At 59.5% G+C, this 25,900-nt stretch carries 27 protein-coding genes; 7 read left to right on the plus strand and 20 right to left on the minus strand.

Annotation, left to right across the window (positions count from 1 at the left end):
* Nucleotides 1–137: 137 nt before the first annotated feature.
* The 15 genes from QEN71_RS43760 to QEN71_RS43830 form a co-directional block, all read right to left on the minus strand.
* Entirely contained in the window at nucleotides 138–1,427 is a 1,290-nt protein-coding gene (locus QEN71_RS43760) for a vWA domain-containing protein (protein ID WP_201657717.1), read from the minus strand.
* 10 nt (nucleotides 1,428–1,437) lie between these two features.
* Nucleotides 1,438–2,349: a hypothetical protein gene (locus QEN71_RS43765; protein WP_201657714.1), complete on the minus strand. Its 912-nt coding sequence runs from the start codon at nucleotides 2,347–2,349 to the stop codon at nucleotides 1,438–1,440.
* Nucleotides 2,350–2,468: 119 nt separating this feature from the next.
* A complete protein-coding gene (locus QEN71_RS43770) occupies nucleotides 2,469–3,494 on the minus strand; it encodes an ATP-binding protein (RefSeq protein WP_201657711.1) in 1,026 nt (341 codons plus the stop codon).
* A gap of 266 nt (nucleotides 3,495–3,760) precedes the next feature.
* The gene (locus tag QEN71_RS43775) at nucleotides 3,761–5,092 is read right to left on the minus strand and encodes a hypothetical protein (RefSeq protein ID WP_201657708.1); all 1,332 of its coding nucleotides are present in this window, start codon (nucleotides 5,090–5,092) and stop codon (nucleotides 3,761–3,763) included.
* Nucleotides 5,093–5,189: 97 nt separating this feature from the next.
* On the minus strand, nucleotides 5,190–5,648 hold the full coding sequence (locus tag QEN71_RS43780) for a hypothetical protein (protein WP_201657705.1): 459 nt from the start codon (nucleotides 5,646–5,648) through the stop codon (nucleotides 5,190–5,192).
* Between the two features lie 233 nt (nucleotides 5,649–5,881).
* Nucleotides 5,882–6,346, minus strand: coding sequence for a hypothetical protein (locus tag QEN71_RS43785; protein WP_201657703.1), 465 nt, complete (start codon nucleotides 6,344–6,346; stop codon nucleotides 5,882–5,884).
* Nucleotides 6,343–6,735 (minus strand): hypothetical protein, encoded by a 393-nt coding sequence (locus QEN71_RS43790; RefSeq protein ID WP_201657701.1) that lies wholly within the window; start codon nucleotides 6,733–6,735, stop codon nucleotides 6,343–6,345. Before QEN71_RS43790 ends, QEN71_RS43785 begins: the two co-directional genes overlap by 4 nt.
* A gap of 82 nt (nucleotides 6,736–6,817) precedes the next feature.
* Nucleotides 6,818–7,279 (minus strand): hypothetical protein, encoded by a 462-nt coding sequence (locus QEN71_RS43795; protein ID WP_090873829.1) that lies wholly within the window; start codon nucleotides 7,277–7,279, stop codon nucleotides 6,818–6,820.
* Between the two features lie 31 nt (nucleotides 7,280–7,310).
* A complete protein-coding gene (locus tag QEN71_RS43800; RefSeq protein ID WP_290468316.1) occupies nucleotides 7,311–7,634 on the minus strand; it encodes a hypothetical protein in 324 nt (107 codons plus the stop codon).
* Nucleotides 7,635–7,766: 132 nt separating this feature from the next.
* On the minus strand, nucleotides 7,767–8,051 hold the full coding sequence (locus QEN71_RS43805; protein WP_201657699.1) for a hypothetical protein: 285 nt from the start codon (nucleotides 8,049–8,051) through the stop codon (nucleotides 7,767–7,769).
* Between the two features lie 1,352 nt (nucleotides 8,052–9,403).
* On the minus strand, nucleotides 9,404–9,892 hold the full coding sequence (locus QEN71_RS43810) for a response regulator (RefSeq protein ID WP_201657697.1): 489 nt from the start codon (nucleotides 9,890–9,892) through the stop codon (nucleotides 9,404–9,406).
* A gap of 79 nt (nucleotides 9,893–9,971) precedes the next feature.
* The gene (locus QEN71_RS43815) at nucleotides 9,972–11,183 is read right to left on the minus strand and encodes a hybrid sensor histidine kinase/response regulator (protein WP_322791198.1); all 1,212 of its coding nucleotides are present in this window, start codon (nucleotides 11,181–11,183) and stop codon (nucleotides 9,972–9,974) included.
* Between the two features lie 48 nt (nucleotides 11,184–11,231).
* Entirely contained in the window at nucleotides 11,232–11,552 is a 321-nt protein-coding gene (locus QEN71_RS43820; RefSeq protein ID WP_233472051.1) for a PAS domain-containing protein, read from the minus strand.
* 725 nt (nucleotides 11,553–12,277) lie between these two features.
* A complete protein-coding gene (locus QEN71_RS43825; RefSeq protein WP_201657695.1) occupies nucleotides 12,278–12,547 on the minus strand; it encodes a hypothetical protein in 270 nt (89 codons plus the stop codon).
* A gap of 295 nt (nucleotides 12,548–12,842) precedes the next feature.
* Nucleotides 12,843–13,256 (minus strand): hypothetical protein, encoded by a 414-nt coding sequence (locus QEN71_RS43830; RefSeq protein ID WP_233472050.1) that lies wholly within the window; start codon nucleotides 13,254–13,256, stop codon nucleotides 12,843–12,845.
* 198 nt (nucleotides 13,257–13,454) lie between these two features.
* Between QEN71_RS43830 and QEN71_RS43835 the strand changes: the two genes are divergently transcribed.
* The 7 genes from QEN71_RS43835 (at nucleotide 13,455) to QEN71_RS43865 (ending at nucleotide 21,872) form a co-directional block, all read left to right on the plus strand.
* Entirely contained in the window at nucleotides 13,455–14,654 is a 1,200-nt protein-coding gene (locus tag QEN71_RS43835; RefSeq protein WP_201657693.1) for a phosphoadenosine phosphosulfate reductase domain-containing protein, read from the plus strand.
* A gap of 66 nt (nucleotides 14,655–14,720) precedes the next feature.
* On the plus strand, nucleotides 14,721–15,050 hold the full coding sequence (locus tag QEN71_RS43840) for a hypothetical protein (RefSeq protein ID WP_201657691.1): 330 nt from the start codon (nucleotides 14,721–14,723) through the stop codon (nucleotides 15,048–15,050).
* A gap of 616 nt (nucleotides 15,051–15,666) precedes the next feature.
* Nucleotides 15,667–16,818, plus strand: coding sequence for a tyrosine-type recombinase/integrase (locus tag QEN71_RS43845; RefSeq protein ID WP_201657689.1), 1,152 nt, complete (start codon nucleotides 15,667–15,669; stop codon nucleotides 16,816–16,818).
* Nucleotides 16,787–18,448, plus strand: coding sequence for a tyrosine-type recombinase/integrase (locus QEN71_RS43850; RefSeq protein WP_201657687.1), 1,662 nt, complete (start codon nucleotides 16,787–16,789; stop codon nucleotides 18,446–18,448). The genes QEN71_RS43845 and QEN71_RS43850 overlap by 32 nt, the downstream gene beginning before the upstream one ends.
* Nucleotides 18,445–20,364: a tyrosine-type recombinase/integrase gene (locus tag QEN71_RS43855; RefSeq protein WP_233472049.1), complete on the plus strand. Its 1,920-nt coding sequence runs from the start codon at nucleotides 18,445–18,447 to the stop codon at nucleotides 20,362–20,364. Before QEN71_RS43850 ends, QEN71_RS43855 begins: the two co-directional genes overlap by 4 nt.
* A complete protein-coding gene (locus tag QEN71_RS43860) occupies nucleotides 20,361–20,861 on the plus strand; it encodes a TetR family transcriptional regulator (protein ID WP_201657685.1) in 501 nt (166 codons plus the stop codon). The genes QEN71_RS43855 and QEN71_RS43860 overlap by 4 nt, the downstream gene beginning before the upstream one ends.
* Before the next feature lie 3 nt (nucleotides 20,862–20,864).
* Entirely contained in the window at nucleotides 20,865–21,872 is a 1,008-nt protein-coding gene (locus QEN71_RS43865; protein ID WP_233472048.1) for a DUF5131 family protein, read from the plus strand.
* 98 nt (nucleotides 21,873–21,970) lie between these two features.
* Here QEN71_RS43865 and QEN71_RS43870 read toward each other — a convergent pair whose 3' ends face one another.
* The 5 genes from QEN71_RS43870 to QEN71_RS43890 form a co-directional block, all read right to left on the minus strand.
* Complete coding sequence (locus QEN71_RS43870; protein ID WP_201657683.1) at nucleotides 21,971–23,149, minus strand: hypothetical protein; 1,179 nt, start codon at nucleotides 23,147–23,149, stop codon at nucleotides 21,971–21,973.
* Between the two features lie 4 nt (nucleotides 23,150–23,153).
* Nucleotides 23,154–23,627, minus strand: a complete 474-nt coding sequence (locus QEN71_RS43875) for a hypothetical protein (protein WP_201657681.1) — start codon at nucleotides 23,625–23,627, stop codon at nucleotides 23,154–23,156.
* Nucleotides 23,628–23,719: 92 nt separating this feature from the next.
* On the minus strand, nucleotides 23,720–24,538 hold the full coding sequence (locus QEN71_RS43880) for a PRTRC system ThiF family protein (protein ID WP_201657679.1): 819 nt from the start codon (nucleotides 24,536–24,538) through the stop codon (nucleotides 23,720–23,722).
* Nucleotides 24,535–25,170, minus strand: coding sequence for a PRTRC system protein A (locus tag QEN71_RS43885; RefSeq protein ID WP_201657677.1), 636 nt, complete (start codon nucleotides 25,168–25,170; stop codon nucleotides 24,535–24,537). Before QEN71_RS43885 ends, QEN71_RS43880 begins: the two co-directional genes overlap by 4 nt.
* Nucleotides 25,167–25,898, minus strand: a complete 732-nt coding sequence (locus tag QEN71_RS43890) for a PRTRC system protein B (protein ID WP_201657675.1) — start codon at nucleotides 25,896–25,898, stop codon at nucleotides 25,167–25,169. The genes QEN71_RS43885 and QEN71_RS43890 overlap by 4 nt, the downstream gene beginning before the upstream one ends.
* Between the last annotated feature and the right edge of the window lie 2 nt (nucleotides 25,899–25,900).

A 25,900-nucleotide genomic window follows, 5' to 3' on the forward strand; every position in this document is an offset into this window, starting at 1 on the left:
AGAAAGACCGTCAAAATCGTGTAGCTTTCCAACTCACAGCGCTGGAAACACCCGGCACGCGATAACCAATGGACGAAAAAAAACCCGGCACATGGCCGGGTCTTGTCAGAGAGAAGGCTGTCGCCGGAGAACCCGGTTCAGCAGACGACTTCAACGGTTTCGCCGAAAGGCGCACGACGTGCCCGCGTAAGCGGTGTCGTCGAGGCCCACAGCACAGGGTAGTGCGGCGCGAAGGCCGGAAACTTCCCGTCCATGTCCGTCAGATAGACCAGAAACGCTGGATTCAGACCGTCAGCAACGACGCGGTTGAAGGGATCGGTGAATGCTGTTCCTCCCCCGCCCCGCACGGGCTTGATTTCGGGCGAGTCTCCTCGCTCGAAGATCTGCATCTGCGTCACGCGCACATCACAGTCCATCACGATCAACCGCGCTGGCTTGAGCGTGTGGAAAACCGAAAGGATCTCGGCATCGAACTGCGCCTGCGTTTCGTCAAAAACCGAACCGCTCGAGTCGCGCACGAACACCGCATCACCAACAGCCGGCGTGTTCAACGAGGGCAGATAGAACCCCAGATGCAGGTATCGCCGATTCGGCTGGGCGAAGCTGTAGTCCGTCGGCGATGACTGTTGCGCGAAGCGATGAAGCACCGCACGCCAGTCAACAACGGGCCGTACTGCCTCGCCAGCCAGCGCCTGAAGGTCGCCCGGCAGCTTGCCGCGCATCTGCGCCGCTTTCGCTGCCTGCACGACCGCAACCTTCCACTCAGCCTCCTTCACAGCTTTGTCGGTCCCCGAGTACTGGCGGACCTCACCACACGATGGGCCAGCAGACGCCTCTGGGTCACCCTTTCCCCCACCCGTCTGCGACTGTGGATTCGGAGCGCCGTCTTTATCGCCACCCTTCCCGTCCGGCCCAGACAACTGGCCCTGCGGTTTGGGTTGCTGCTGCGACTGCTGATCGGGTTTAGGCTGCTGATCAGGTTTGGGCTGTTTCTGCTTCGCCTCCTGCGTCCGCGCGCCATAGACCTCCTCGGCCGACTTTCCCGCGTAGCGTGCGTCGTACAGCGCGCCCTTTGGCAACACGAACCCCGCCGAACGAAGAATCGGAGTGATGGCGTACTGGCTCGAGTCGCTCCACCGAGCGGCCTCGCGCGCACCCTGACGCCAGCAATGACCGTTGCCCACCTGCATAACTTTCAGCGCCAGCACGCCCCGCAGTTCAAGATCGCTCAGGTTATCGACATATTCGGGGTTGTAGCCCAACGATACCCCGTCTACCCAACACTCCTTTGTCGAACCGTCCTCAACCATATTCAGGCGCAGTGCGAGCGCCCCAAAAAACGGTTCGGACAGAACGAGCTCAGTTCGCTGTTTGGCAATGCGCGGATGGACCGCGCCATTGCCAGCTACCGTCACGGTGCGATCCATGAGCGCCCCCTTAAGCAACGAGGCGCAGCTGCGCGCTGTGGTCCGCGGGCTCGATCTCCGTTTCCGGCGTGATACCCATGAACGCAGCCATCAGCCCTTCGATCTCCTGTGCCTTGCTGGCCACCTGGGAACGCAGGACATTCGACTCCTTCAGATCCGCACCCGTGTGAACGGCGAGATGCGTCTTCGCCTGATCAAGGATGTGCGTGAGCTTCGGATCGTTGGAGAAGTTGAGCTTCGGCAGCAACGCGCACAGGTCGCGCACGTTGTTGGCCACGTCCAGACGCACGTTACCCGTCGCATACAGCCGCGACGCCATCTGCGAAACGGCCGTGTACATCCGTTCGACGAGATCCTCGTTAGCGGTCGCGATCGACGCCAGCACGTGCTCATCGAGTTCGCTTTTCAGCGTCGTCAGCACGTCTGCAGGCAGGTCGACGCCGAACTGGCTGGCGTCAGGAAACGGCAGCACGGCCATCTTCACGCCGAACTTGGAGGACAGTTCCGCGAGGGTCGGATAGTCCGCCTCGTTGAACAGGCCGTTCAGTTCCGCGCGGGCGCGCTCCTTCAGGTCAAGGTAGTCGGTGAGAAACACGGATACCGCCAGATCGAACTCGTCTTTCATCGAGCGCATCCGGTCGGCGAATTCCATGTAGATCATCGTCGGCAGCAGCCGCACCCCAAGCTGGTCGTACTTCAACGAGTGATCGTAGAAGTATTTCCGGATGCGGCCGGCGAGCGTTACCACCTCCTGGAAACTGGGGGAGTTTTCGGGCAACAGACGTTTGTTAAATCTGCCGATGCCCTTTGCATGGTGCTTGTTCTCGACCTCTTGGGTGGCCTTGCCGTCGAATCGACGGGCAACCCACGTGGAGATCGTGACCGAGCAGAGCATGACTTTCGACTGGATGTTGGTGTTCATGAGAAAACTCCGTATAGAAAATGAATGGATGAGGCGAAAAAAATGGCCCTGCGTGTCCTCGCGGAGACGGCAGAGCCATGAGTGATGAAGCTGAGAAAAAAGTGGAATGGAACGGCGGATCAGTCGCCCTTGATGATTGCGCCGATCTCGCCGCCCTGCGCCCGGATAAAGGCGTAGGAATTGGCGATTTCCGGCGTGCGCTCCAATGCGTCACGCACGAGTAGCGCCGCGAATTCGCGATGCCCCGCTTCGATCATGCGTTCCGTATAGGTCACGACACGATCGAAGTTCGCTTCCGTCGCGCGCGCAGCCAGAGCGGTTGCGATTGCGTAAAGCGTCGACGGCGTCTGGGGGATCATCGCCTTGTCGGGCGTAGCCAGAAGCGCATCGGGGTTCGGCAGTTCGCGGTAGATCTGCAGGAAGCTGACAAGCTCCGTTGCAGCGCCCTCGCCCACCGATCCCGCATGCGAGATGTGCTCCAGGTGTTTCGGCACCACGCCCATCGTCTTCGCGACGAAACCCCAGCTGCGGGGACTCGGCGTGTTTTCGATATCGCGTGACGTCTTCTGCACCGAGAGCAGGTCCGGACGGAATCGCAGAAACGCGATCAGTTCGGGCGGCACATTGTTTCGCACAGCCCACTTCGTCCAGCCGTCGATCGTCGCTTCCAGCTCGACCACCGTTGCGAAACGCGAGATGACAGGGTCAAGAATCCCCGTCACGCCTGCGTTGTCGGTCCGGCGGTTTGTCGCCGCAAGAAACGTCACGTGCGGCGGCAAGACGTGCTCGCCGATACGGCGGGCAAGCAGCAGTTGCATCTTTGCCGCCTGAACGGCGGGCGAGGCCTGCCCCAGATCGTCCAGAAACCAGATGAGCGGGCGTCTGGCCTTCATCGCGCGTTCGAGATCACCGAACGGCAGGAACTTCGCGTTCAAGCCGTCGGGCGCCGGAAACGGCAGCCCTTTCGAGTCGGTCGGATCTTCAACAACGGGATGGCTGATGAGCAGTTCGTGATCGGTTGCGTGCGCGACCTGTTCGACGATATCGCTCTTGCCGATACCCGGTCGACCGGTAATCAGCACCGGCAGGCGCTTCGGGACATACAGCGTGAGCAGTTCGGTCAGTTGTGCGGGCGTAACTTTCATGATGGCTTTCCAGAAAAGAGAAAGCCCCGAAAGGACTACGCCCGTAGGGACGTGGTCCCTCAGGGGCGATAAATGGATGCCGACGAATCGGCGGGTCGATGCGTCAATGACGCGGGTGAAGTCCTCAGTGTAGGGAGCGCGCGATCGGCGCAATGCCTGAATCGTCGCTTTTTCGAACTGTCTTATGTGGCACGTCGCGAGGTTCACGCTTCGGGCAGACGAAAAAAAACCCGGCGCGAGGCCGGGTGTGTAGAAGGGTATGGTAATCAGACGTGATGTGCTACCGGCGACTGTGCGTAGACCGCCGGATGCATCCCGGCGGGCATGCGGGCCGCGTGCGTGCGCACGAGCAGCTCGCGAGCCTCACGCGTCCCTGCAGCGTCCCACTCAGACTGGAACGCCTCGCCGAACCCAGCCAGCGCAAAAATCGCCCGGCGACGGGCAGCAGCGCGAACACCGAGCAGCTTGACGCCGAACACCTCGCGCACCGTTTGCTTGGAGACGCGATTGCGCTCATCGGGACAGTCGAGCAGGTCCAGCAGAAACTGCAGATCGCCGCTGTCGATCGCTTCGGAGATTTCGTTACCGAACGCAAACGTCTCGCGACCATGCTCGAGCTGCGCAATCTGCATTCGCTGGTCGAAGTGACGTTGCGAAATGCGTTCTTCCGCACGCTCCTTGCGCAACTGCATGACTGCCTTGTCGCGCCGGTGATCTGCCATCCTGCTGCGGTAGACCTCCGCGAACTTCGAGACTGGCCTGCCGAGCGGCTGCGGGCTCGCGTAACGCTCGGGCAGGCTGTACGGCTCCGCCAGCCCGTGACGCCACAGCAGGTCATCGACCTCGACATACGTCGGCCTGTTCGGCGCCAGCCGCATGACCATCGCGAGCAGTGCCGCGTTCTGGGACGTTATGCCTCCCTTTTCTCGCGACATGATGCTCGCGAGAACGCGCACCTTGTCAGGAGACATCGCACCGCGCAGTTCCGGTACGGACAGCAGCACCTGGCCCCACGCCATGTCGGTCGAAAGCTTCTCCGGCAACTCGCGGTATTCGGCGAGCACCGCTTCGGGGACGGGAAAGCCCTCAGCGAGCGCGTACGCAACGTGCACTTCATGCCGTCCGTTGCGGTCGCGCGTGCGGCCATATTCTGGACCGGCGTAGCGAAAGCCGAACCGGCGCTCGCATTCGGCCTGAAGCAGCTCATGCAGGCCGAGATTCCCTCGCCCGTCCGAAGCTGCGTCGATCTGGTCCGACGAGAAGATGAGGCGCGGACTCGACGTGAGGTCGAACGCGTCGTAGAGCAGCTTCCAGTGCGAACGACGGATCTGCCATGCCGCCTGCATCACGCCGTTCGGCCGGAAGTAAGCGCCATCGATCTCATCGACCATGGACAGGAACACGTCGCGCGCCGTCCCGGGACGCCGGACAGTCATGCTGCCGTTGTAGCGGGTGACGTCGACGGGTTGGCCACCGTGCAGGAGCACGACGTCTGAGGATTCAACGGAAGAAAGGCGGGAGTCGGTTCTGAAAACTGCCAGCACTTCGAGCAGCGTACCGAGAAAGAGATTCTGACCAGCGAAAGAAAGGTGATACATGGTCGATTGCTCCGGGAAAGAACTGCGGGCAATCGTTCCCTGTCGGGCCGAATGCCCGCATAGGGATGAGCGCCAGGAGGCGCGAAAAATGAAAGTGTTAAGCGACGTCGAGCGCGTGAGCGATGAAGCGCGCGAGATCCCATGCGTGGTCAGACGTGAAGACCTTTGCGCGTAGCATCGGCATCACCGCATAACCGCGCCGGTGCGAGTGCGCCGTCTCGGTTCGAGATATCCAGTCGACGTTGACGATCCAGCCTTCCGATCGCCCGATATCGACGGAGACGGCGAGCCGGTTCCATACGCTGTCGTCAGGCCACAGTCTCGCCAGACGCGCGCCGCTCGTTTCCTCATCGGCGTCGTCCAGCGTGTTCGCCGACGCAAGCCATTCGGGTTCAAGCTCGGTTCCGTACAACGCCTTGCACAATGCCTTCAGGACATCGCCGACCGTCTTTCCAGCAGTGTCGAGTCGCTCGCGAGCAGGCGCAGGACTCATCGCGACGCCCGTAGCGGCAGGAACAGCGCTAGCCGTGGCTAGATTCAGGGAAACCTGTTGCATGTTGAGATCTCCAAATACAAACGCGCCCGAAGGCGCGTCAGAATTTCTGATAGACGAAAAAAAACCGCACCTAAGGTGCGGCTTTATTCTTTGGATGTGGCCCTAGGCCGCGTCGTTAATCATGTTTGCCCCATTCGCGCTCACGATCGCGCTTGACACCGTTGTTGTTTGTCCAGAGAAAGAAGGCTGCAATGGACAAGCCCAACACGAGCGTGATGATACTTGCAGTCATTTCAATCTCCTTTCATTGCAAGAAACCCGACGTACCACAATACTACCCCAACTACGAAGAGACTCGCGGCTCCTGCAATTGTTGGCAGATCGGGCGTCGTCGCTGCGTGCACGAAGCCCACGAACCCGCCCAGTGATGCGGCAGAGAGCGTATGCAGATAACGCGCATTCTGCTGTCGCTGATCTTTCGTCGGAAACGTGATGGCATTGAAGACGCGCCGGAAGCCCGGTTGCGGCTCAGATGGTAAGTCCACAGTGTAGGAGCCGTCGCCGGCAACCTGAACGGGCAGGACGAAACCGTCAAAAAACAGTCCGAATGCTGGTGAGCATTCCGACTCGTCCATCGTCCTCAACATCGCATGCAGACGCGGAGGCAGCGTCACCTTCCCCGTTTCCGGGTCAAGTGTCACGCGCTCCGTGATCGTTGTGACGCCCGTGTACTCGACCTTGACCTTCGCCAGTTTCATTGACGACCTCCCGAAGAGGTGTCGATGCCACCAGCCAGCCGCAGGCCATCGAGAAACGACTCATAACCGCGGGCTGATTCAATCTGCTCGATCGGCACGTAGTTCTCGCCGCCGCCCGTCATGTCACTACGACCACGACGTGTGCGGAAGCTGAACGCCACACGCTGCTGGCACTGATGTTCCAGCACGTCGACGAAGAGCGTATCAGTACGCAGCGACACGCGACCCGGCAGATTGCGTCGGGACGGCTGAACGACGATTTCATGGGAACGCAGACGCAGATCCTGCGCGACGCGTCGAAGGACGCGAGTTGCCTGCTGATGGAGCGCTGCTCTCGCGCCCGCACCCGCCGAGCGGCGGTCAGAGTAAAACAGTTTCGGGTATTTCATGATCTGCCTCGATGAGACGAGGCAGCTCCCTCGCGGGGGCTGCCCCGCAAGGGAAACGCGCCGTTTAGGGCGCGCGAAAAGATCAGTGGGTAATCCGGTAGCCGGACCCACTGGAAACGAGATAAACGTGCTCGCCGGGGACGAAACGCTGGTCGTCGACCTGCGAGACGACAACGGTCTGACCGTTGGCCCGACGCAGGAAAACTTCGATGCCGCTGTGACGGGACATCGCCGCGCTCACGTGCTGTGAGATGAAGCCCGCAGCAGCGCCAGACAGCGCGCCCGAGACATACCGGCCTTTCCCGTTTCCGATGACCTGGGAACCGAGAAACGCGCTTGCTGCCGCACTGACGATCGATGTCAGCCCCGAGGAGTCGGAACTGGACTCGATCGTGATCTGACGCACGCGCAGGATCGTCGCCTCTTCCATCTGGCCGAGATGCTGCACGTCGTAACGCTGGTACGTGTTCGGCGAGCCGAAATCCGCACTAGCGCACGCTGTCAGAAGTGAAAGAAGAGCGATGCTGATAAAGAGCTTGAACATGTTGGTTGCCCTGACGGAGAAGAAAAGTGGTTCAGTGGGCAGCGACGAGACGAAGACGCGAGATCGTCCTGTTCCGCACTGCCAGCGCACATGCGCTGATGAGCGCCGCGACCGGTGTGAGAACGAATACCAACCAGAAACCGACGCCTTGCACGAACGCGCTTCGCGCATAGCCGTCTCCACTGAGGGACTCGACCATGAACGAAGCAAACGACAGCTGGTGAGATGCGACCTTTGCGAGATACGCATCAAGGCCGGCAATACCGGATGTCTGCAGCAGATGCAGCTGAAACTGCTGTTCGAGCAGGCAGCCATAGATGACCAGTGCGCAACCAATTGCAGCGAGCGCACTCATGAGAGCGGCTACGACGCTGAAGCGGTTAGACATTGCAAGACTCCAGCGAAACGGGAGCCGGGTCCCGTTGGGAGGGCTCCCAACGGGATTGGATGGGCTTCAGGTGACAGACACCTGAACCGCTGACAGGGATTACGACGGCAGACGGGTGAGGTAATGAAGATCGACTCGACCGCTCTTGACGAGCTCACGCTCGGCGTCGAACGGAACGTCGAAATCGAACTTCACAGTGGCCGTTCCATCGCTCCACAGATACAGGATGGTGGCGTCGAACTGTCTGATCGGGAGCGTTGCGACAGCTTGCGCGGAAACACGCTGCTTTTCGCGAAAGCCCCACTTCTCAGCGATTCTCGCCGGATCTGCGGAAAGTGCCAAACGGCGGGCCAGCTCTTCCGAAACAATAGCTTTCTGCAGCATGGTGCAGCTCCTTGAAAAGGGAGCCGGTCCCAGAGGGAGGTGGCTCCCAGATGGGTACATGAAATGTGACGAACGCGAAGTCCGTCGTCGAGAGAAAGCGCGATGGGAAAACCCATCGGTAAAAGAAAAGGGCCGACGCGAACGTCAGCCCTTTCGATAAACCATCCAACTAGTGAATGGGTTGGAGAGAAAAAATCGACGGACCTTGAGAGGTCGTCTGGAGGTCGATGCGCAGTAGCGCAGGGAATGAATCGAGTCTAACGGCCCTGATATGCGGCGCTGCCGCGGAATCATCCCGTTTTCGACCTGGCTTTCGTTCGCGGAGTCTTTCCAACGGACAAAAAAATGCCAGCCCGAAGGCTGGCGCGAAAAAGTTCGTAAGTGCTCGAGGGGTGGTCGTTACGAACCTGAGAGAGACTCCATTCTATGAGTACTCGATCCCTCAAATAGAGCGCAATGACGACTGATTTGATGTCCATTGGCTGGGGATTCGTACAGTTTTGTACTGGCGCGGAAGCAACTTGTAACTGGGCGGGAATACAACGTTGTTGCGTGATGTAGCGCACATCGAAATGTACGCTACATCACCTTGGGCGCGGTCGTAGGAACGGACGCGGGGCTCGCGTGCCGTCGGTTGTGGGGAAGCCGCCCGCGTCATTCAGCGCCAAGAAAAGCCGCTCGCGACACGACTCCAGCCACGCCAGTTCTGCACCCAATCTCGGCTTGTCCGCTCGCAAAGGGATGGGCATGGTTCTCGGGTCGGCCAACCACCCGCGTATCTGCGCAATCTCGGCATCGACGTTCAGCAAATTTACCAGGCGATCAACAGGGCGCATCCTCTCATCCTCCGACAACCACAATCTAGCCGTTCCGATCTCGTTTGTATATCAGGTACGCCGTGTGCTTCCCAGTCGATGCAGCTCCGCGCCGTCAGATCGTGTGAACTGCCCAGCTCGGTCTACCCATGGCGACACGTTCAGACAACCGGGCTCGACTTGAAGAGCCAGGCGCTTATCAGGACGCCTGGCTTTTTTTAGCGAGACATCGACGCCAAAACGCGGCATGAGTGATGCTAGATTCGTCTTGCATCGCAAGCGGTCATCGAACGGACATCCGACGACCGCATTCAGGACGGCCGGTGCGACGGGGACGCCCGGCCTCCCTTCTCGCGACTAGTGGACCAGGCAGGGATGCAACATGGATGGCAGCGCGCCCCGGGCGTTTCCAATCGCGCTCGGAGCGCTTCGAGGCCAGGCGACTGTTCAGTCTGTCTGGCCTTTTTCTTGTAGCACAACGGGTGCGCCCCTTGAGCACGTTGATACGCGGATTGCGCCAGCGAAAGCGCATGTACCCTATGACCCGTTTCGGGCGTCGTCGTCCTTGAGCCCCGCTATCAAGTCGGATGCGCTGACTCCGCTCCCTGTCTCTGCGTCATGGAAATCGGGCGGTAAGGTGGGTGGCGCATCTTCCGCTGCTACTCCGGAGCGGCGCTCGTCCAGGAGAAGCCGGATCGTCCGTAGAAGTTCGGGGAGGTCAAACGGCTTTCTGAAGAAGGCATCCCAAAGCGTCTCACCGGAATCTGGATCAGCGTCGGCTGACACCATGACAACGGGCAATGATCGAAAGACAGGATCGGCTCGCAAGTTTTTGCATAGCCTAACTCCGTCCATATGAGGCATTGACCAATCGGTAACGATCAAATCTGCGCCTGTCACGCCGAGGTCAGCCAGTGCTTCCACGCCGCTGGCGGCACCAACGACTGTGTAACCTTCATTCGAAAGGAGCAGTTCGAGCGATAGCCTGGTTGCCTGATCATCTTCGACCAGAAGAATCGTCTCCATTCCGTAACTCGTCAGCAATTCCAAAATCGCAACAAGATCAGCAACTTACGGGCCTGACGAAGCGGAAAAAGATGTAGGTCTATTGCTTGATTAGCCTTGCCAGCGCGTCAATGAGCTTTGCCGGGTCAACCGGCTTGGCGAGGTAGTCGTCGAAACCGGCCGCTCTCGCCATCTGCTCGTCCTCCGCTCTCACGTGTCCGCTAAGCGCAATGGCGGGAGCCGTGATTCCTCGCGCCCGAATGGATTGCAGCAGTTCGCATCCGCTAGCGCCCGACATGGTCAGGTCTGAGACGATTGCGTCGGGTAGAGTGCGCTCAATCAACGGGTGAGCCTCCTCTGCCGACGTCGCTGTAAGAACCTGAATATCTTCGAACTGCAGCGTCAATGCGAGTGCTTGCAGAGTGTCTTCATCGTCTTCGACCAGGAGAACGGTGCGCCCCTTGATGGCGGATTCGAGATCGGCATGCGGGGATTCTGCTGAAGCATCGGATGGATGACTCCGGACGGTCGGTAAGACGACTGTGAAAGACGCGCCTTGTCCCGGCCCGGCGCTTTGCGCTGTGATCTCGCCGCCATGCATCAAGACGATACTTCGCGCGATTGCAAGGCCGAGCCCGAGGCCCGCGCGCTCACGGTTCACCGTGCTTTCGACCTGGACAAATGGCTCGAAAATCTCGGTTAGCCGTTCAGGCGGAATGCCGGCGCCCGTGTCCGCAATGCGGATGCTCACCGTGTTGCCGGTTTCCACAAGCGACGGCAGAATTTTCCCGCCTTGTTCGGTATGTTTCAGGGCGTTGTTAAGCAGGTTCCCAAAAACCTGTTGGAGCCGTGGGCCGTCACCCTGCACATAAACCGGCTCTGCTACAAGGTCAGCGACAAAGACGCCTTTCTCGCCCGCAATGGGTCGGATTTCCTGCAAGGCCGCGTTGAAGCAGTCTGTCACAGCGATGAGCGACCGCGTGACCGTGAATTTCCCCCGCTTGATGCGGGTCACGTCCACGAGGTCGTCAACAAGCCGCCTTTGCGTTATGACGCTGCGACGGATAACTGAGATGCCGTTACGGACAAACGCGCCGTCATCGGAGGCCCGGTCCAGCAGTTCCACCCATGCCAGGATCGATGTCAGCGGTGCACGGATTTCATGCGAAACGGCGGCAACGAAAGCGTCCTTCGCCTCGCTCGCCGATTGGGCAGCCTGCCGCTGCGCGCGCTCGCTCTCGATTAATGCATCACGTTCCGCTTCAAGGCGCTTCTGCTCGGAAATATCGATGGTGATACCGTCAAACCTGATCGGGCGGCCATCGTCATCGAAGCAGGCACTTCCTTTTGCTCTGAGCCATCATACATCGCCGCTCGGCGAGACCGTCCGATATTCGACGTCGTACGGCTCACCGCCGCTGATGCAACGTTCAACGGCAGCGCGTGTCCGCTCCCGGTCGTCCCGATGGATCGTCTGATAAAAGGTCTCCGCGTCGATGTCGGCGTCGGGCGTATCCGGGTCAAGCCAGAAGTGAATTTTGCAGCGTGCGTTCCAGCACAGTCGGTCGGGAGGTAGCGGACAATAGAATGTCCCGATCTCTGCCGCCTCCGCCGCGCGTCCGAGTCGGTCACGTGTCTGCTCGGCTGATTCCAGATTCGGGCGCAGTCGGTAATCCGTCATCGTGGTTTCGCGTCCTTTCTCCCCATAGTGAGAGTGTTGGTCATGCGGCTCGTGAAAAACGATGCACATGCGTTGGGAAACGCGCGAACAACTCCAATACTGGCGACGCATGAAATGTGCCGCGCGGTAGCGCGATCATACAGTCGTCCGATTACTGACGAAGACAAACAAAAAAAAGCGCGCCGCACCAGGGGGGCGCACGCGCTCTGAGAACACGCGCAACATGACGGGGGCCATGCTGCGTTATTGGGCTTACCGAACGGGAATCGGCTGAACCCGCTAACGATACTAGCAGCGCATCGCATCAGCATACATTGACAGTGGCCGTACGTATGCGTTGCGATTCGTACAGCCGCGCGTATGCGTGCGGACTGCTACTCAGAGTCCGAAACATCCCCTTCCCCCCCTCGGGACGCCAATGTCCATCGCTCGGGAGGCGTCGCCGTGACAGTGATTCTATTCAGTAATGCGCCGCATTCCTCACACCGATACTTGAGATACTGCGCTACGGGATGCGATGACGTTCCGAAGGTGCCAGAACCAGCTAACTGCAATCGGTTATGCGGCGGCTTTGCCGAGGAGTGGCCGATCAATGCCGCACAGGACTGACAGACTTTCATTTGACGCCCCGATTTGATGCCGATATAGGTTACAGCCTGAAAGAGTAATGCCTGTGCGGTATGCCTCACTTAATGGGCGGATATCCGATGGCTGTCCGGGCCCGGCTAAACTCGGAGAATCCTGCCGACCGTTTTATTAAACTCGGCCGTCGCATCGTCGATCGCTTCGTCGGCCTCATCTTCGAGGTTGTCGACGTTCGCATCGAAGACTTCCTGAAGCGTCAGGTAAGCGGCAATGATGCTGTCCACCTGCTCGCTAGTGGACAACGCGTAGACGGCCTCGCCGAGCGCTTCCATAAAGTCACCGCGGCTGCCGCCTATCAGGCCGTCGGCGTTGTTTTCCAGATCGTCCTTGAACTGTTCCACGTCTGCCATGTTTTCCTCCAGGCGTATTTCCGGGATAGATCCGCAAAGCGGCTGACGCTGCTCTATTCGTGCTCCGCCAATGCCTCTGCGAGCGTGCCGGGGGCAATCGCCCACCGGTCAAACGGCGCGCCTGCTCGCGTGTTTTGGTGCAACCACGCGCCGCAGCTCGTGCACCGGTACTGCATGTAGTGCTTGACCGGATTAGAAGGCGGCCCAAACACGCCAGCCCCCTGAAGGCGCAGGTAAGCGTGCGGTGACTCCGATGCCGGTTGTCCAATCAGTTTTTGACAGGAATTGCAAAGTCTCATGTGGTGTTACCTCCGGGCGTTGGCGAGCCCGGTCGGTCAGGCGTTGGGCTGAACGTCTGTGTAAATGCTGCCGCCATTGCATCGGTTTTCGTCTCGCTTCCCTTGCTGCTGCCGTAGAAAAACCCTACGACCTGCTGTGCATTGGCGCTCACGTAGCCGATAACCGTTCCGACGAAGCCTGCCACCATGCCGACCAGCGCTGCGTTTTCGACGACGACATGGCCTGCCAGCAATGCATATGCCCCATACATAGACGCAAACACGACGACGGCAAACGTCGCGAGAATCACGACGCCGAGCCAGAACACCTTATCGTTGCGTGCGTTCGCGGTGTCCTGCACGTACAGCGTCTGTTCCTGTACGGCGAGCGCGGCAAGCGCTTCCTTGTCTTTAAAGCCTGCTTCGGCCATGCGCGCGGCGTAGTCCTGATCCGCTTTTGCAGCAGTGCGCTTCGCGCAAGCTCTCGATGGCGACGCGGTTCGCTTCGATCTGCGCGACGTGCTCCCGCACGCGGTCGCGCGGGCTCTCGCCACCGAACCTCGGCCGTACGCGCCTTGACTTCCTGCTGCAGCTGCGAAGATGAATCATCACCTTCACTTCTGCACGCCATGTCCCTTCAGATCATCGACCTCTCGGCACTTCGCCAGCGCATCGACCACAACGTCGTGCGCGTCGGCCGCTTCGTGACCAGCACCCCGGAAGTGGATGCCCTTCTTGATGCTGACGCCGTCGTAGCGATCGGCGTCAGTGGCGGAAAGGACAGTGTGGCCTGTGCACTCGCTGTCGCACGTCACCTCGACCTGATCGGTCATACCGGCCCACGAGTGCTGGTTCACGCGGACCTGGGCCGCGTCGAATGGAAAGACAGCGCGCCGACGTGCGAACGGCTTGCAGCGCATCTCGGCTGGGAACTGCTGACAGTACGCCGTCAAGCCGGCGACATGCTCGCGCGGTGGCAAAAGCGATGGGAGAACAACGTCATGCGTTACAGAGAACTGTCGTGCGTTCGACTGATCCTGCCATGGAGCACCCCGTCCATGCGGTTCTGCACGTCCGAACTGAAGACGGCGGTGATCACGAGCGCGCTGAAAAAACGCTACCCGCAGCATGACATCGTGAACGTGACGGGCGTTCGCCGTCAGGAAAGTTCGGCACGCAGCAAGATGCCGGTCGCAGCGCCCCTCGCCGCGCTGACCCGCCGCAATCATCGTGGCGTGACGTGGAACGCCATTATCGAATGGCCGGTAGAGGATGTCTTTGCGGAGATCGCGGATGCTGGACTGGCCCTGCACGAGGCCTACACGCGATATGGCGCGTCGCGCGTCTCGTGCGCATTCTGCATCATGAGTTCGCTCGACGACCTGCGCGCCGCTACTGGATGCGCAGATAACCACGACCTGTACCGGGAAATGGTTGCGATGGAGGTTGCTTCGACCTTCGCGTTTCAAGGGCAACGCTGGCTCGCTGACGTCGCACCAGACCTTCTTTCCCCTTCGTTGAAAGCGGACGTCGAGCGCGCCAAGCTCGCGGCCGCCAAGCGTCAGGCAATCGAAGCCGAGATACCCGCACATCTGCTTTACACGGCTGGCTGGCCGACCACGCGGCCAACTGTGGAAGAAGCCGCGCTAATCGCCAGCGTTCGTTCGCGCGTTGCGAAGCTGCTGGGCATCGACGTCGACCACACGACGGCCGCTTCTGTGCTCGCGCGCTACGACGCCCTTCTCGCCGCACGCCCGGTTTCGGATGCGACGCGGGACAGCCCTGCACTGGTCCCAGTCGCACCGCATCAGGCCGAATTCGCATTCTAAAACCCGAGCGGTGCTGGCTGGCCGCTTCTAACCCACTCCTTTCACAACCCCACGAGGAATAGCTTCATGAGTAATCGAAACGATGGAACGGCAGCCGTCATCGGTTTTGTCGTATTGGCCGCGCTCGCAGTTTTGCTCGCGCTCTCGCGCGCAATCGGCGCCAGCTTTTCATCGGTGTGCACTGCGGCCTTCCCGATCACGTTCGCTGCTGTCATCGCGGTTGCTGCGTGGCGCTTTCTCGAGGACTTTGGACCTGCGCTTCTCGCAGGCTTTGCCGCGATCGCGTGGCCAGCGCTTTGGCCCGTTCTCGACAGCATCGCCAACGGCGGGCGGGACACGGACACCTACTTTCGTCCGATGGACGATCCGTTCATCAATAGCGTGTGGCTGAAATAGGCCGTCGAAGTCATCCTCGTAGTATTGATCGCCCTTGCGCTTTATGTGCGCCATCGGCGCGGTCGATACTGGTAAGCACGAGAGACGTTGCAATTTGGGGGCGCCTCCCGAGACTGGCAGGTGCCGCACCGACGAGTTTTAGGTGTATGCCGCGACCGCGTTCCGCAATATCGGCCTCCAGAGCGCCGAGTCGAACTGATCGAAAAAAGGGTGGCTACATGAGCGAGAACAGCAAAATCCAATGGACCGACCACACGTTCAATCCCTGATATGTGACCCTTGTTTGTTGCGCATTGTATTAGGGACAGCTATAGTTCGCCGGGGTGGTTGTATTGGCAATCTTTCTTCCTCGTAGCTCGGAGCCTGTGGAGCTTGTGGGCTAGGCTGGAGACTGTGGGCGGGTTGTGGGCAACCTGAAGGGTTGTCCACGAGCCGTCCATAGGAAGCAGCCGGTCCTCCGAAGGAGGAAGTCCACAAATCCACAGGCTGATGCACCACTAACCAATGGAAAAGGAGATTTGAAGTTGGTGCTCCGAATACCGTCTGCTCCCCACGCGCCCCATTGGCTTCTGGGCCGAACCTGGGATGCCTACCCGGCGCCGGAGAAGATCGCGGCATGAGGCTGTTTTTTACCGATTCGCAGTTTGTTGTGGCGGGGCATCCGCGACCGGGAGTTCCTTTTCTCTGTGACGGCGAGATGGAGTTGGTCGATGCGCCGAACCGGTACCTCCGGTATCTTTCCACGATCAAAGGGCGTACCAGAGCTGAGAACACGTGGCGCACGTACGGTGCTGCCCTCTACGAATTCTTTGCGTTCCTCGAAGCGAGTGGTCTCGCCTGGGATCGCGCGAATCAAAGTCAAATCGCTGCGTGGCGCGATGGCATGCTTGAGCGCGGTTGCGCCCGAAGCACGGTGAACCAGCGGTTGCGGACCGTCGATGTATTTTACGTGTGGTCCAAGTCCAATGGGATGACGCACTCCGTCCCGTTTGACCGGACGGATGTATGGGTCGCGAAACCGCACGGTTTTCTTGCCCATGTCGACGGGTCCGGAAGTCGATTCGACGCCAATGCACTGACTGTTCAGACCCACAAGGCGGTACCGAAATTTCTCCACCTGAACCAGGCAATCCGGTTTCTGGATGCGCTAACCCCGTATCGCCTGCGTTTGATGGGATACCTCGCCTTGCTAACCGGCATGCGTCGCGAAGAAGTTGTCGGCCTGAATTATCGTGTTCTGCCAAATCCGGCTGGGCGAGACCCGCAGAAGCAAGTACCGATGCGACTTGACCCGTCCCTGACCCCGACCAAGGGAGCAAAGGAGCGGATTGTCATGCTCCCGTACGATCTGGCAATTGCCTTGTACGAGTATTTCACGTTCGGGTGGCCGAAGCTGAGCGTGAAGTACAGGGCCAAGTTCGGTGAGGAACCCACGCTTCTATTCCTTGCGGAATCCGGAGACCCGCTTTCCGTAAATGGACTCAACAATGCCTTCAGACGTGTTAGCCAAAAGAGCGGCATCTGGTGTACGCCACATATGCTCCGGCACACCTTCGGAACATACGAGCTGATACGGATGGGGCGAGAAAAGACACCGAGTCAGGCCTTGCTGTGGGTACGCGACAGGATGGGCCACAGCTCAATCACAACGACTGAAATTTACGTTCACGCCGCAGACCTCGTCGCTCACGACGACGTTGACGGCTACCACCTCGATATCTGTCGGGCTCTCGCGCATGGCAATCCGTCGTCAAAAAATCGATCGTAAGCCGGTCTCCGTCCAGTCGCATGGCGGCACGGTGATAAACCTTGCGCCAGACTGGTCATTTACGCTCCTGTGCCCTCACCACGGCCCGCAGAAATTCAATTTCAACGCGTTGCGCGTGGCCGGACGGGAGAATCTCGCGGCTCACATGCGCGATGCCGTTTGGAGTCTGCGGAGTGAACTGGAGGCCGTTACCTTGGCATCCTATGTTCGGTTTCTAGCCCGCTTTTGGCTGTTTCTCGATGAACTGTCAGGTCAAGGCGAGCACATTACCTCGCTCGCTCAAATTACGCGTTCAGTGATCGAGAGGTTTCTGGCGTGGATGGAGCGGCAAATTATTGTCACAACGCAGAACCATGGACAGCCGTGGTCGATCGGGACTCGCCGTACTGCGTATAAAGCGCTCAAGTCGCTTCTCGTTGCGAGACAGAAGCGTGTGCCCGACGAGGTGAGTGATCAACTGACGTTCCCGCGCAATCCTTTCCCAAACGCGAACCAACAGGCAACGAAACGCCAACCCTACTCGGACAACGAGCAACGACGCCTTCTTGGTGCGCTGAACCAAGATCTCCGCTCGATCCACGAGGGGATCGGAGCCCCCCTCTCGGACCTTCAGGGTCTGGTCGTTCATCTGCTGCTACTGGGCTTGGCGACCGGAATCAATCAGCAACCGTTGCTCGAACTCACGCGCGACAGTCTTCGCGCCCATCCGCTTCCAGACAGGGAATTGCTGGTTACTTCGAAGCGTCGCGGCTACTCAGTGCTCAGCACATCTATCCGCACAGCCTCCGACCCAGCAATCGCATCGAACATGCAGACAATCCCGGCGACGATCGGCGAACACTTCCGGTTTCTTTGCCAATTTACGTCTCCGCTTGTCTCGGAAGCAGACCCTAACGACCAGGAATACGTGTTTTTGCGAAGAGGCTTGCTGAACGAGCGGAAAGGCCGGGTTTTCCGACTAACGCCGCGTGACGCGAAGAATGCCATCAAGGTATTCATGGCGCGTCACAATTTAACGGATGACCGAGGCCGCCCCTTGCAAGTGTGGGTCGCTCGCTTACGCCCGACCTTTGCCACTGAACTATACCGTCGGACCCGAGACATCCGTCGCGTGCAGCGAGCGCTTGGGCATGCGAGCGTCTCCACAACTGCTCGCCACTACGTTGATATGCCGATCGAAGCCGAGCGCGATCATGCCTTTGTTCTCGATAGCATGGTTGGCGGGTTCACCCGACAAGATGTGTCGGGCAAAGTCCTGATCGCGGCAGACGGACTGATTCCTGTATCCGATATCAAAAATCTTCTGACGGGAGGCTACAACACCGGTGTAGCCCGATGTCGTAATCCGTTTAGGGATGACGATTCTGTCTGCAAAAAATTCTTCACCTGCTTTCGTTGCCCGAACATGGTCGTTTTCGAGGACGACCTCTGGCGGCTTTTCAGCTTCTACTATCGATTGCTCGCCGAGCGACCCAAGATCAATGCCATGCATTGGGCAAAAACCTATGCTCCGATTGTCCGGCGTATCGATACTGACATCGCCACACAGTTTCCACTGGTGATCGTCGAGGAGGCTCGCCGCCGAGCGCAGGCAAGCCCTCATCCCACGTGGCGAGGGTCCGCTGTATGAGCGCCGTGATCATTGACATTCGGCTGGCCAGATCTGTTGAGGCAGCAAACCTTGACGCGATGCCCGTTTCGGCAACTGCCGCGGAGAACGGTGCATTTAACGTCATCAGTAGATACGGCGATGTGAGCTGGGATTTTTACCCGTTCATTCCGCAACACAACATCGGCCGCGCTTCCAAGCGCATAAATTGGGCCATCAAACTTCCCGATGGGTCGCGTCTCACCGACCCACAAAACCGAGTCCTTCTTGAGTCGAGCAAGGCATATATCTGGTCTCTTTTCGCCGATCCGGTCGATGGCCGCAAACGGCCTTCGCTCCTTACCCTGTGCGAGAAGACGGCCAGTCTCGTTCCATTGCTGCGCTGGATGTGCTCAATGGGTATTCGGCGGTTTGAAGATCTTGCCGGGCATACCCTTCAATATGTTCCCGTCGCCAAACTGAACATTGATGGGTCGCCGTCTGTTCCGCATACCGTAACGACCAAACTATTCATTTTGGAGGAGTTGTATTTACAGCGTGACAAGCTTGCCGATGCCCTGCACGTACATCCGTGGCCTGATGATAGTGCGCTGTCGATTGCAGGAGAGCGGCGTACCCATGCTCACCGACTCCCTACAACAGAATTCATTCCTGATGACATTGCTCGACTGATCGCCGAGGCTGCGCTCCAGTACGTGCGCGTCAAAGGTTCTGCCATTTTGGCCGCTCGCGATGCACTTGCCGAAGCTCGTATTGACAACGGCGGCCGGTCCGGTGGAACTTTGCACCGCTATTTGGCATCTGTGGCAAAAGCACACGGATTCAACAATGTGGGCCACGTAAGCGAGGAGGTTGGACAGTTGAGGACTGCCTGCTACATCTGCATCGATATGTTCTCCGGGCTACGCGACTCGGAGATGATGTCTCTGGAGGAAGACTGCCTGTCATCCTCGAAGAGCATGGACGGGACGATCGACGTTTTATGGCTGCACGGGACGATTTATAAGACTGGCCTCCGGGCCAAGAAGTGGATGGTACCTGCCGTCGTTGGAGAGGCGGTCGCCATATTGACGCGTCTTACCTCGCCGCTTAGGAACGCTCTGTATAACGAGGAAAAGATCCTTCTGGCCCAAGCTGGCGCGATAACGGTGCCGGCCTCAGGCCAACGCGTGCGTCGGCGGCTTGATGAGATTCAGGCGCAGAAGCGAACGCTGTTCCTCTGCAAGCAGTCATCAGGCGGCGTTCGCACATTGGCCGGACAGACGATCAACCGAAATCTGAAAGAATTTTGTGCGTCACTCAACATTCGCGGTGTCGATGGTCAGTTTTATCCGCTTTCGTCGCACCAATTTCGGCGGACCTACGCTCGCTTCATCGCCAAAGCGGAGCTAGGCGACCTGCTTACGCTTCAGCATCACTTTGGTCACTGGAGCTTGGACATGACCGCGCTCTATGCCGACGGAGCGCCCGATGAGTACCAGGCCGACACCGAGCTGCTGGAGATGGTGACTGCCGAAAAGCGCGTTCGTCAAACAGAGGTGATGGCTTCCTACCTCGATTCGGACGCTCCTATCGCTAACGGCGCTCACTGGCTTGAGAGTTGGCGCAGCACCGTTCGCACAGCCGAGAACAAAGAGCAATTGATCGCGGAATACGCGGGCACGATTACCCTGAACGGTACAGGCCACTCTTGGTGCGTCGGTAATGCCAAAGGGGTTGGCTGCGGGGGGCTGTGCGTCTTCGAGGCGCAGATGTGCGTCGACTGCAACCACGGCATCATCGGTCAGGAGCATCGCCCAGTCTGGGAAGGCATTCGAGATCAGCAGCTTGAGGCGATGGCGATCGGCGACCTTGGCGAAAGCGGTAAGGCTCGCGCACAGCAGATATTGGTCAAAGCCGAGAAGGTTCTCCAGCGGTTGGATGGAGAGTCCACATGAGAAAAATATCGTCCGCTGCCCGCGAAGCCTTGTCTGCCCAAAAAGAGACCTCTACCAAGGAAACGCGGAAGCGCCTTGATCAGGCGATGAAACGGCTCGTCGCCGGCACACCCCAGGCACTTCCTGCTGGCTCCCGGCTGACGGCGTCGAACGTCGCTAAGGAGGCTGGCGTTGACCGGGCAACGCTCTATCGCTTCCACCGTCCGATTCTCGATGCGATCCGGCAGGCTGAAACCAATTCAGCGGCGACGCCTCGGAAACAGCGCAGGACACTCTCCGAGACTGAGGCGAAGCTCAAGGAGTATCGGACGCTGGTTGAAGAGGCCCAAGGCCAGGTAGCCGCTCTTGCGCGAATAAACTATCGCCTTGACGCGAGTATTCATGAACTGGAGGAGTTGATCCGTGTTCGAGACCAGGTGATCTCGGACTTGCAAATGCAGTTGAACCAGCAGCCTTTGTCATCCTCCGTGTCTCCGCTGAAGCGCAACAAAAGATAGCGTATGTCCACACTTTCAATGCGCAACTCAACAACGACAACAGATTTCGATGCGTCTTATTTCGCAGTCGCTCCGCCAATGCGCTACACATGCGCATCGTTAGATAATCCGTGGATTGGTTGCACGCGCGTTTCCCCCGGCTGCGATCACTGCTATGCCGCCGTCAGCACACCGTCGCGCGCGATGCATGTTGTCTGGGGGCCGGGGGAGCAGCGCCACCGTACGGCCGAAAGCACATGGGAGAAGCCGCACATTTGGAATAAGCGTCACGACGCGTTTTTCGCGAAACATGGACGCCGACAGCGCGTGTTCTGCGCGTCGCTTGCCGACGTGTTCGATAACGCTGTAGATCCGGCGTGGCGGCTTGAACTGTTCCAGCTAATCGCGCAGACGCCGAATCTCGACTGGCTTCTGCTCACGAAACGAATCGGCAATGCGCGCGGCATGCTGAACGACGTCATCAACGAACTGTCGCACGGGCTGAACACGTGGGACGAACTACCATGGCCAGGCGTCTGGATCGGCGCGACGATCGTCAATCAGGATGAGGCTGACCGCGACATTCCGAAGTTGCTGGGAACACCGGCAGGCGTGAAATTCCTGAGCATGGAACCGCTTCTCGGTTCAGTGAACATCACTGATTTTCTTTCGCCTGGATATCCACGTTGCGATACAGGATTCGTGCAGGGCAGTAGATACGCGCAAGGTTATTGCGGCACGTGCGCAGGCCACATCACTGACCCTATTCATGGCGCGGAGACCCGCGATTTCATTGATTGGGTGATCGTCGGCGGAGAAAGCGGCTATGCGGCGCGGCCAATGGCTGTCGAATGGGCACAAGATATCGTGCAGCAGTGTCGGTCGGCAAACGTCTCCGTGTTCGTCAAGCAACTCGGTGCCCGGCCAACGAATCACGAAGGTGTACCGTACTGCGTCAGCGACCGGAAGGGGGCTGTCATGGCCGACTGGCCGGAGATTCTTCGCGTGCGTGAAATACCTGAAGCAGGCTGACCCGGCGCTATTTGCCGATCTGTTATCGCATACCCGTAAAAGAAAAAGCGCCGCCCCAGTTTCGGGGGCGGCGCTTGTCGATAATACTTGGGCCGGTGTTATACCAGCTCGAGCAGGAACTGTGTCAGGTCGGTGCCTTCAGCAGTAGGAACCGGATCAACGAGCTTCACGTCCGGCACCGACCAGCTCACCTGCAGGCTGCAAAGGAGGCACAGCTTGTACATTGCTGAGCTACGCGGTTCGGAGGGCACATCGCTGAACCGGAAGCTGAACCGTGCGGGCGCCCGACCTTCCGTATCGGCTAGACCGAGATATACCGCGAGTTCATCGGCGACGCGCGCCCGATGCTCTTCGACGCCCTCCGGCGAACGCGTGACATCGATGACGGTTTGCGCCGGCAACAGATCCGCGTTGCGCAACACGTCCCGATAAGCAGGGATAGCACGCTTCGCAAAGCCCGGCGCATCCATTTCCCGCTCGTATGCGAGGTCGGTGATGAAGCTACCGACCGCCGAATATTGCCAGCCAGCGTTTTCCCAAGGCTTCCCATCGAGCGAGACAAGCCTGTGCTCGTCGTCGATCTTGTAGCACCTCACCGCGGGCATGCTATCCATTGCAGACGGTGATCGGCTCGGTAGTTTCACGTCGTCATCGACAGTGACGCTTGAACAGTCATTTACTTCGAGCACACGCCAGACGCTTAGCGGCCCGTTCTCGCCGTAGATCACTTCCAGAAGCGCAGCGTCAGCGACCAGCGACACTTCGGCTTTTCCGCTCACGATCTCCTCGGCACGGTCACCGAGACCGGCCGCGGCCAGGCTTTTGCGCACATCATCGAGCGAGCCTTCCGGAAGCGACGCGCGGTGTGACTTCGACACGTCCAGGCGGATCGTGCGGTCCGGAAGACGGAACGGTCTGGCCAGCACCGATCGCCACGTCGCGATGTAGTTTTCGGGCCGGATGTAGCCCGCGCGGCTTTGCAGCATGCCACCCTCGCAGGAGGTCGCGTGTCTGAACACCCGGCGCATCACATCGCGATAGCGACCGAATGCGATCGCCGACCAGCGGTCATCGTGCGGATAGCAGTTTTTTTCGTACGTCCGCTCGAACAGCGCGAACATCCATTCGCCGTCGGCCGTCCGAAACGCGGCTGCCTGCTTGCCCGTCAATACAGTTGAACCCATCTGAAGCTCCGATATGAAATGCGGAGCAGCCCCGACCGGGCTGCGCCCGCTGAGGGAAGAAAAGAAGAGGCGCCACACCACCAGGGCGGCCACGTGGTCAATGCGACCGGGTACGGGGAGGCACCTGTGCGAACACGACCAGACCTCTGACGCACACGAAAATGCCCGTGTACATCGCCAGGGTCAGCAGGCCAGCAAACCAACCCCGTCCGCCGAATCCGGCAAGCGCGCCGCAAAGGAAACACACCTTCGCGGCGGCGCCGGCCATCAGCCAGCCCACGACCCGACGGCCGCACGATGCGACCGCATCATGGAACGCATTGCGACGTCGCTTCGTCGCAATCGACGCCGCAAACAGCACTGCGGCGACGGCGAGCACCGCGAGTAGCCGCTCCCCGACTCCTGCGCTGGCGAACTCCTCGTGATGCAGAGCCGCCTGCGCGAGCGAGTGAAGCATCGGCACCACCGCGTAGTGGTTAGCCGCATACGAGACAGCGGCTCCAGCGACCGCGGACTGGCCGCAGCGAATGAACATCGTGCCGACCGTGGTCGACAATTTCTGTTGGGTCATTGAGACTCCTGCAGTTTGAGAGATGGAGACTGATGCCCCGCCGAAACGGGGACATCAGAGAGGTATAGCGCCGCGCCTTAAACGGGCGGGCTTCAGTCGGAGACCTTGGCCTTTGCAGGCCTTCTGGTCTTTTTCATGGGCGGCTTTGGCGCGTCATAGCCGAATCGCGCCCACGCCGCTGGGTCAATCGGAACCGGATTCGTTCGCCCCGTTGCGAGGTTCACGAACACAGCCGAGAAATTGAGGCCGCCGTTGCGAAACAGTGACCACAACAGGTTGAACGCCTGCACCGAGATGGCCTGGTTAATGACGAGCGACTGCTTGCGCAGGGCGTCCGCCATCGAACAGGACGGCGTATCGTCGCCCTTGTCATTCTTCGGATTCAGCAGGTCGGGGAATAGGTCGCCTACGTGGGGCAGCCTGTCATGCCGCGCCTTGCCGAACTCGCCGAGAATCACCTGGCCACGATCTGTCTCATTGCCGCAGTCGAGGTAGTACAGACAGTTTCCGCGCTTTGCAGCCTGCACGATGGCGTGACGGGCACGCCGTGAATCAACGCAGCCAATCACGATGTCCGCGTGCAGGTTGGTGCGCGAATCGACGCGCCGCGGCTCGGCAACCCAGTTCGTTCCCATCAGCAGGTTCAGGCGATTTACCAGCAACGTCGCCTTGTACTGGCCGACGTCGTTTGGATAGAAGCCTTGCCTGCCAACGTTGAACTCGGAAACCGTATCGTCGTCGTACACCACGCATTCGATTCCGCCAGGATTACCAAGCTCGACCATCGCGTGATGCAGCCGTGCGAGCGACGGCAGCAAGGCGCTGCCCGTGCCGCCGGCGCCGACCACGACAACTCTCCACGGCCCGCTCAGCATGTGCGCGGGTGTTGCGTGCAATGTCCGTCGGCTCATACGACCTCCGCAGACAGCGCTGCGAGCCAGCGGGAAGGCACTTCGCGCTGGACCTCGAACCGACCCTTGACACACAGCCGCAGCGCCACAGACGGCGCGCTATGGCAATGGCCAAGCACGAGCGCAAGCTTCACGTCGTGCTGATCGTCGCGGTCATCGGTCGACGAGAAAAACGCCTTGCTTCGACCGTGCGAATGACAGTCCACCACCATCCATTCATCCGCTTCCAGCTGCGGACGCTCGTACTTCAGGTGGTCGGGGCTGTGAGACAACGAAGGAAGCGGCACCAGGCGGAACGCTCCCGAAGACGCATTCCACGTGATCCACGCACCCACTTCGTTGGGCAGGGCCTCACGCGCCATGCGCGCGAATCCTGCTACCAGCTCAGCAGGCACGGAGCCACATCGGACCTCCGTTTCCACTTTCGCCTCACCGTAAGGTATAGGCGAGCGCCAGCCGAATTCACCGAGCAACCGAACGAGACGAATCCACGGCCGGTTGATTTCGAGGAACACGCCATTCGACGCAACCAGCAACCGTTCGCCCGATGCGGGCATCGGCGCGACGGCTTCGCGCGTTGGCACCATCACAGATGGGAACGAGCGCTGGAGGACCTGATCGAGCGGATTCATGCTTTCACCCCGCTCTTTCCTGCTACCAGCTTGCCTGCCGTCATACCCTTCATCGGCACCAGAGCATCAAGCGGAAACGACGCAAACTTGCCGTCGAGCATGTCGGTCCAGAACGCATAGAAGCCGTTCTTGTATTCGACACGCTTGCCACCGTGATTCGGATGGGTGAAAGCCGAGTTGAAGAAGCCTTCTTCCCAGCCAGCGATCGCAGATACCTCGATACGGCCCGGGACTCTGGCCGTGCCGATGCAGATCTGCCCTTCGTTCCACGTGTTGAAGTACGGCGGTTCGAATAGCGGCGTCGAAGGTTCGGGCCGTGAATCGCCCTTTACAGCGAAGACGCGGAATCCTTCAGCGCTGGCCTGAAAAACCAGCCCCGGATGATGGACAACCGCGCTGCGCTCCCCTATCTCCCTGCAACTGAAGAACACGCGTCTGGCGGTCGGCGGGCACCACCAGGTGACCGCAGCGGACGTGACACCCAGCACCGTCGACGGAAGGAAATCCGCTTTGGGTGCAGCGTTCCGGTCAAGCTTAACCAGCGTGTCGATGAGAAATCGACGGTTCAGCGGTCGCCCGGCGCCGATAACGGGCCGCCCAGTTCCACGCTCTGCCGTAATGGGGTGAACCGTCGCGTAGTGAACACTGGTGCCAGCAGCCGTATAGAGCAACAGCGCTGACGACAGCTCCACATCGTGACCTGTCTGGCCAATCGAAACGTTTTTCATGA

Source organism: Paraburkholderia sabiae, from assembly GCF_030412785.1.
Taxonomy (GTDB): domain Bacteria; phylum Pseudomonadota; class Gammaproteobacteria; order Burkholderiales; family Burkholderiaceae; genus Paraburkholderia; species Paraburkholderia sabiae.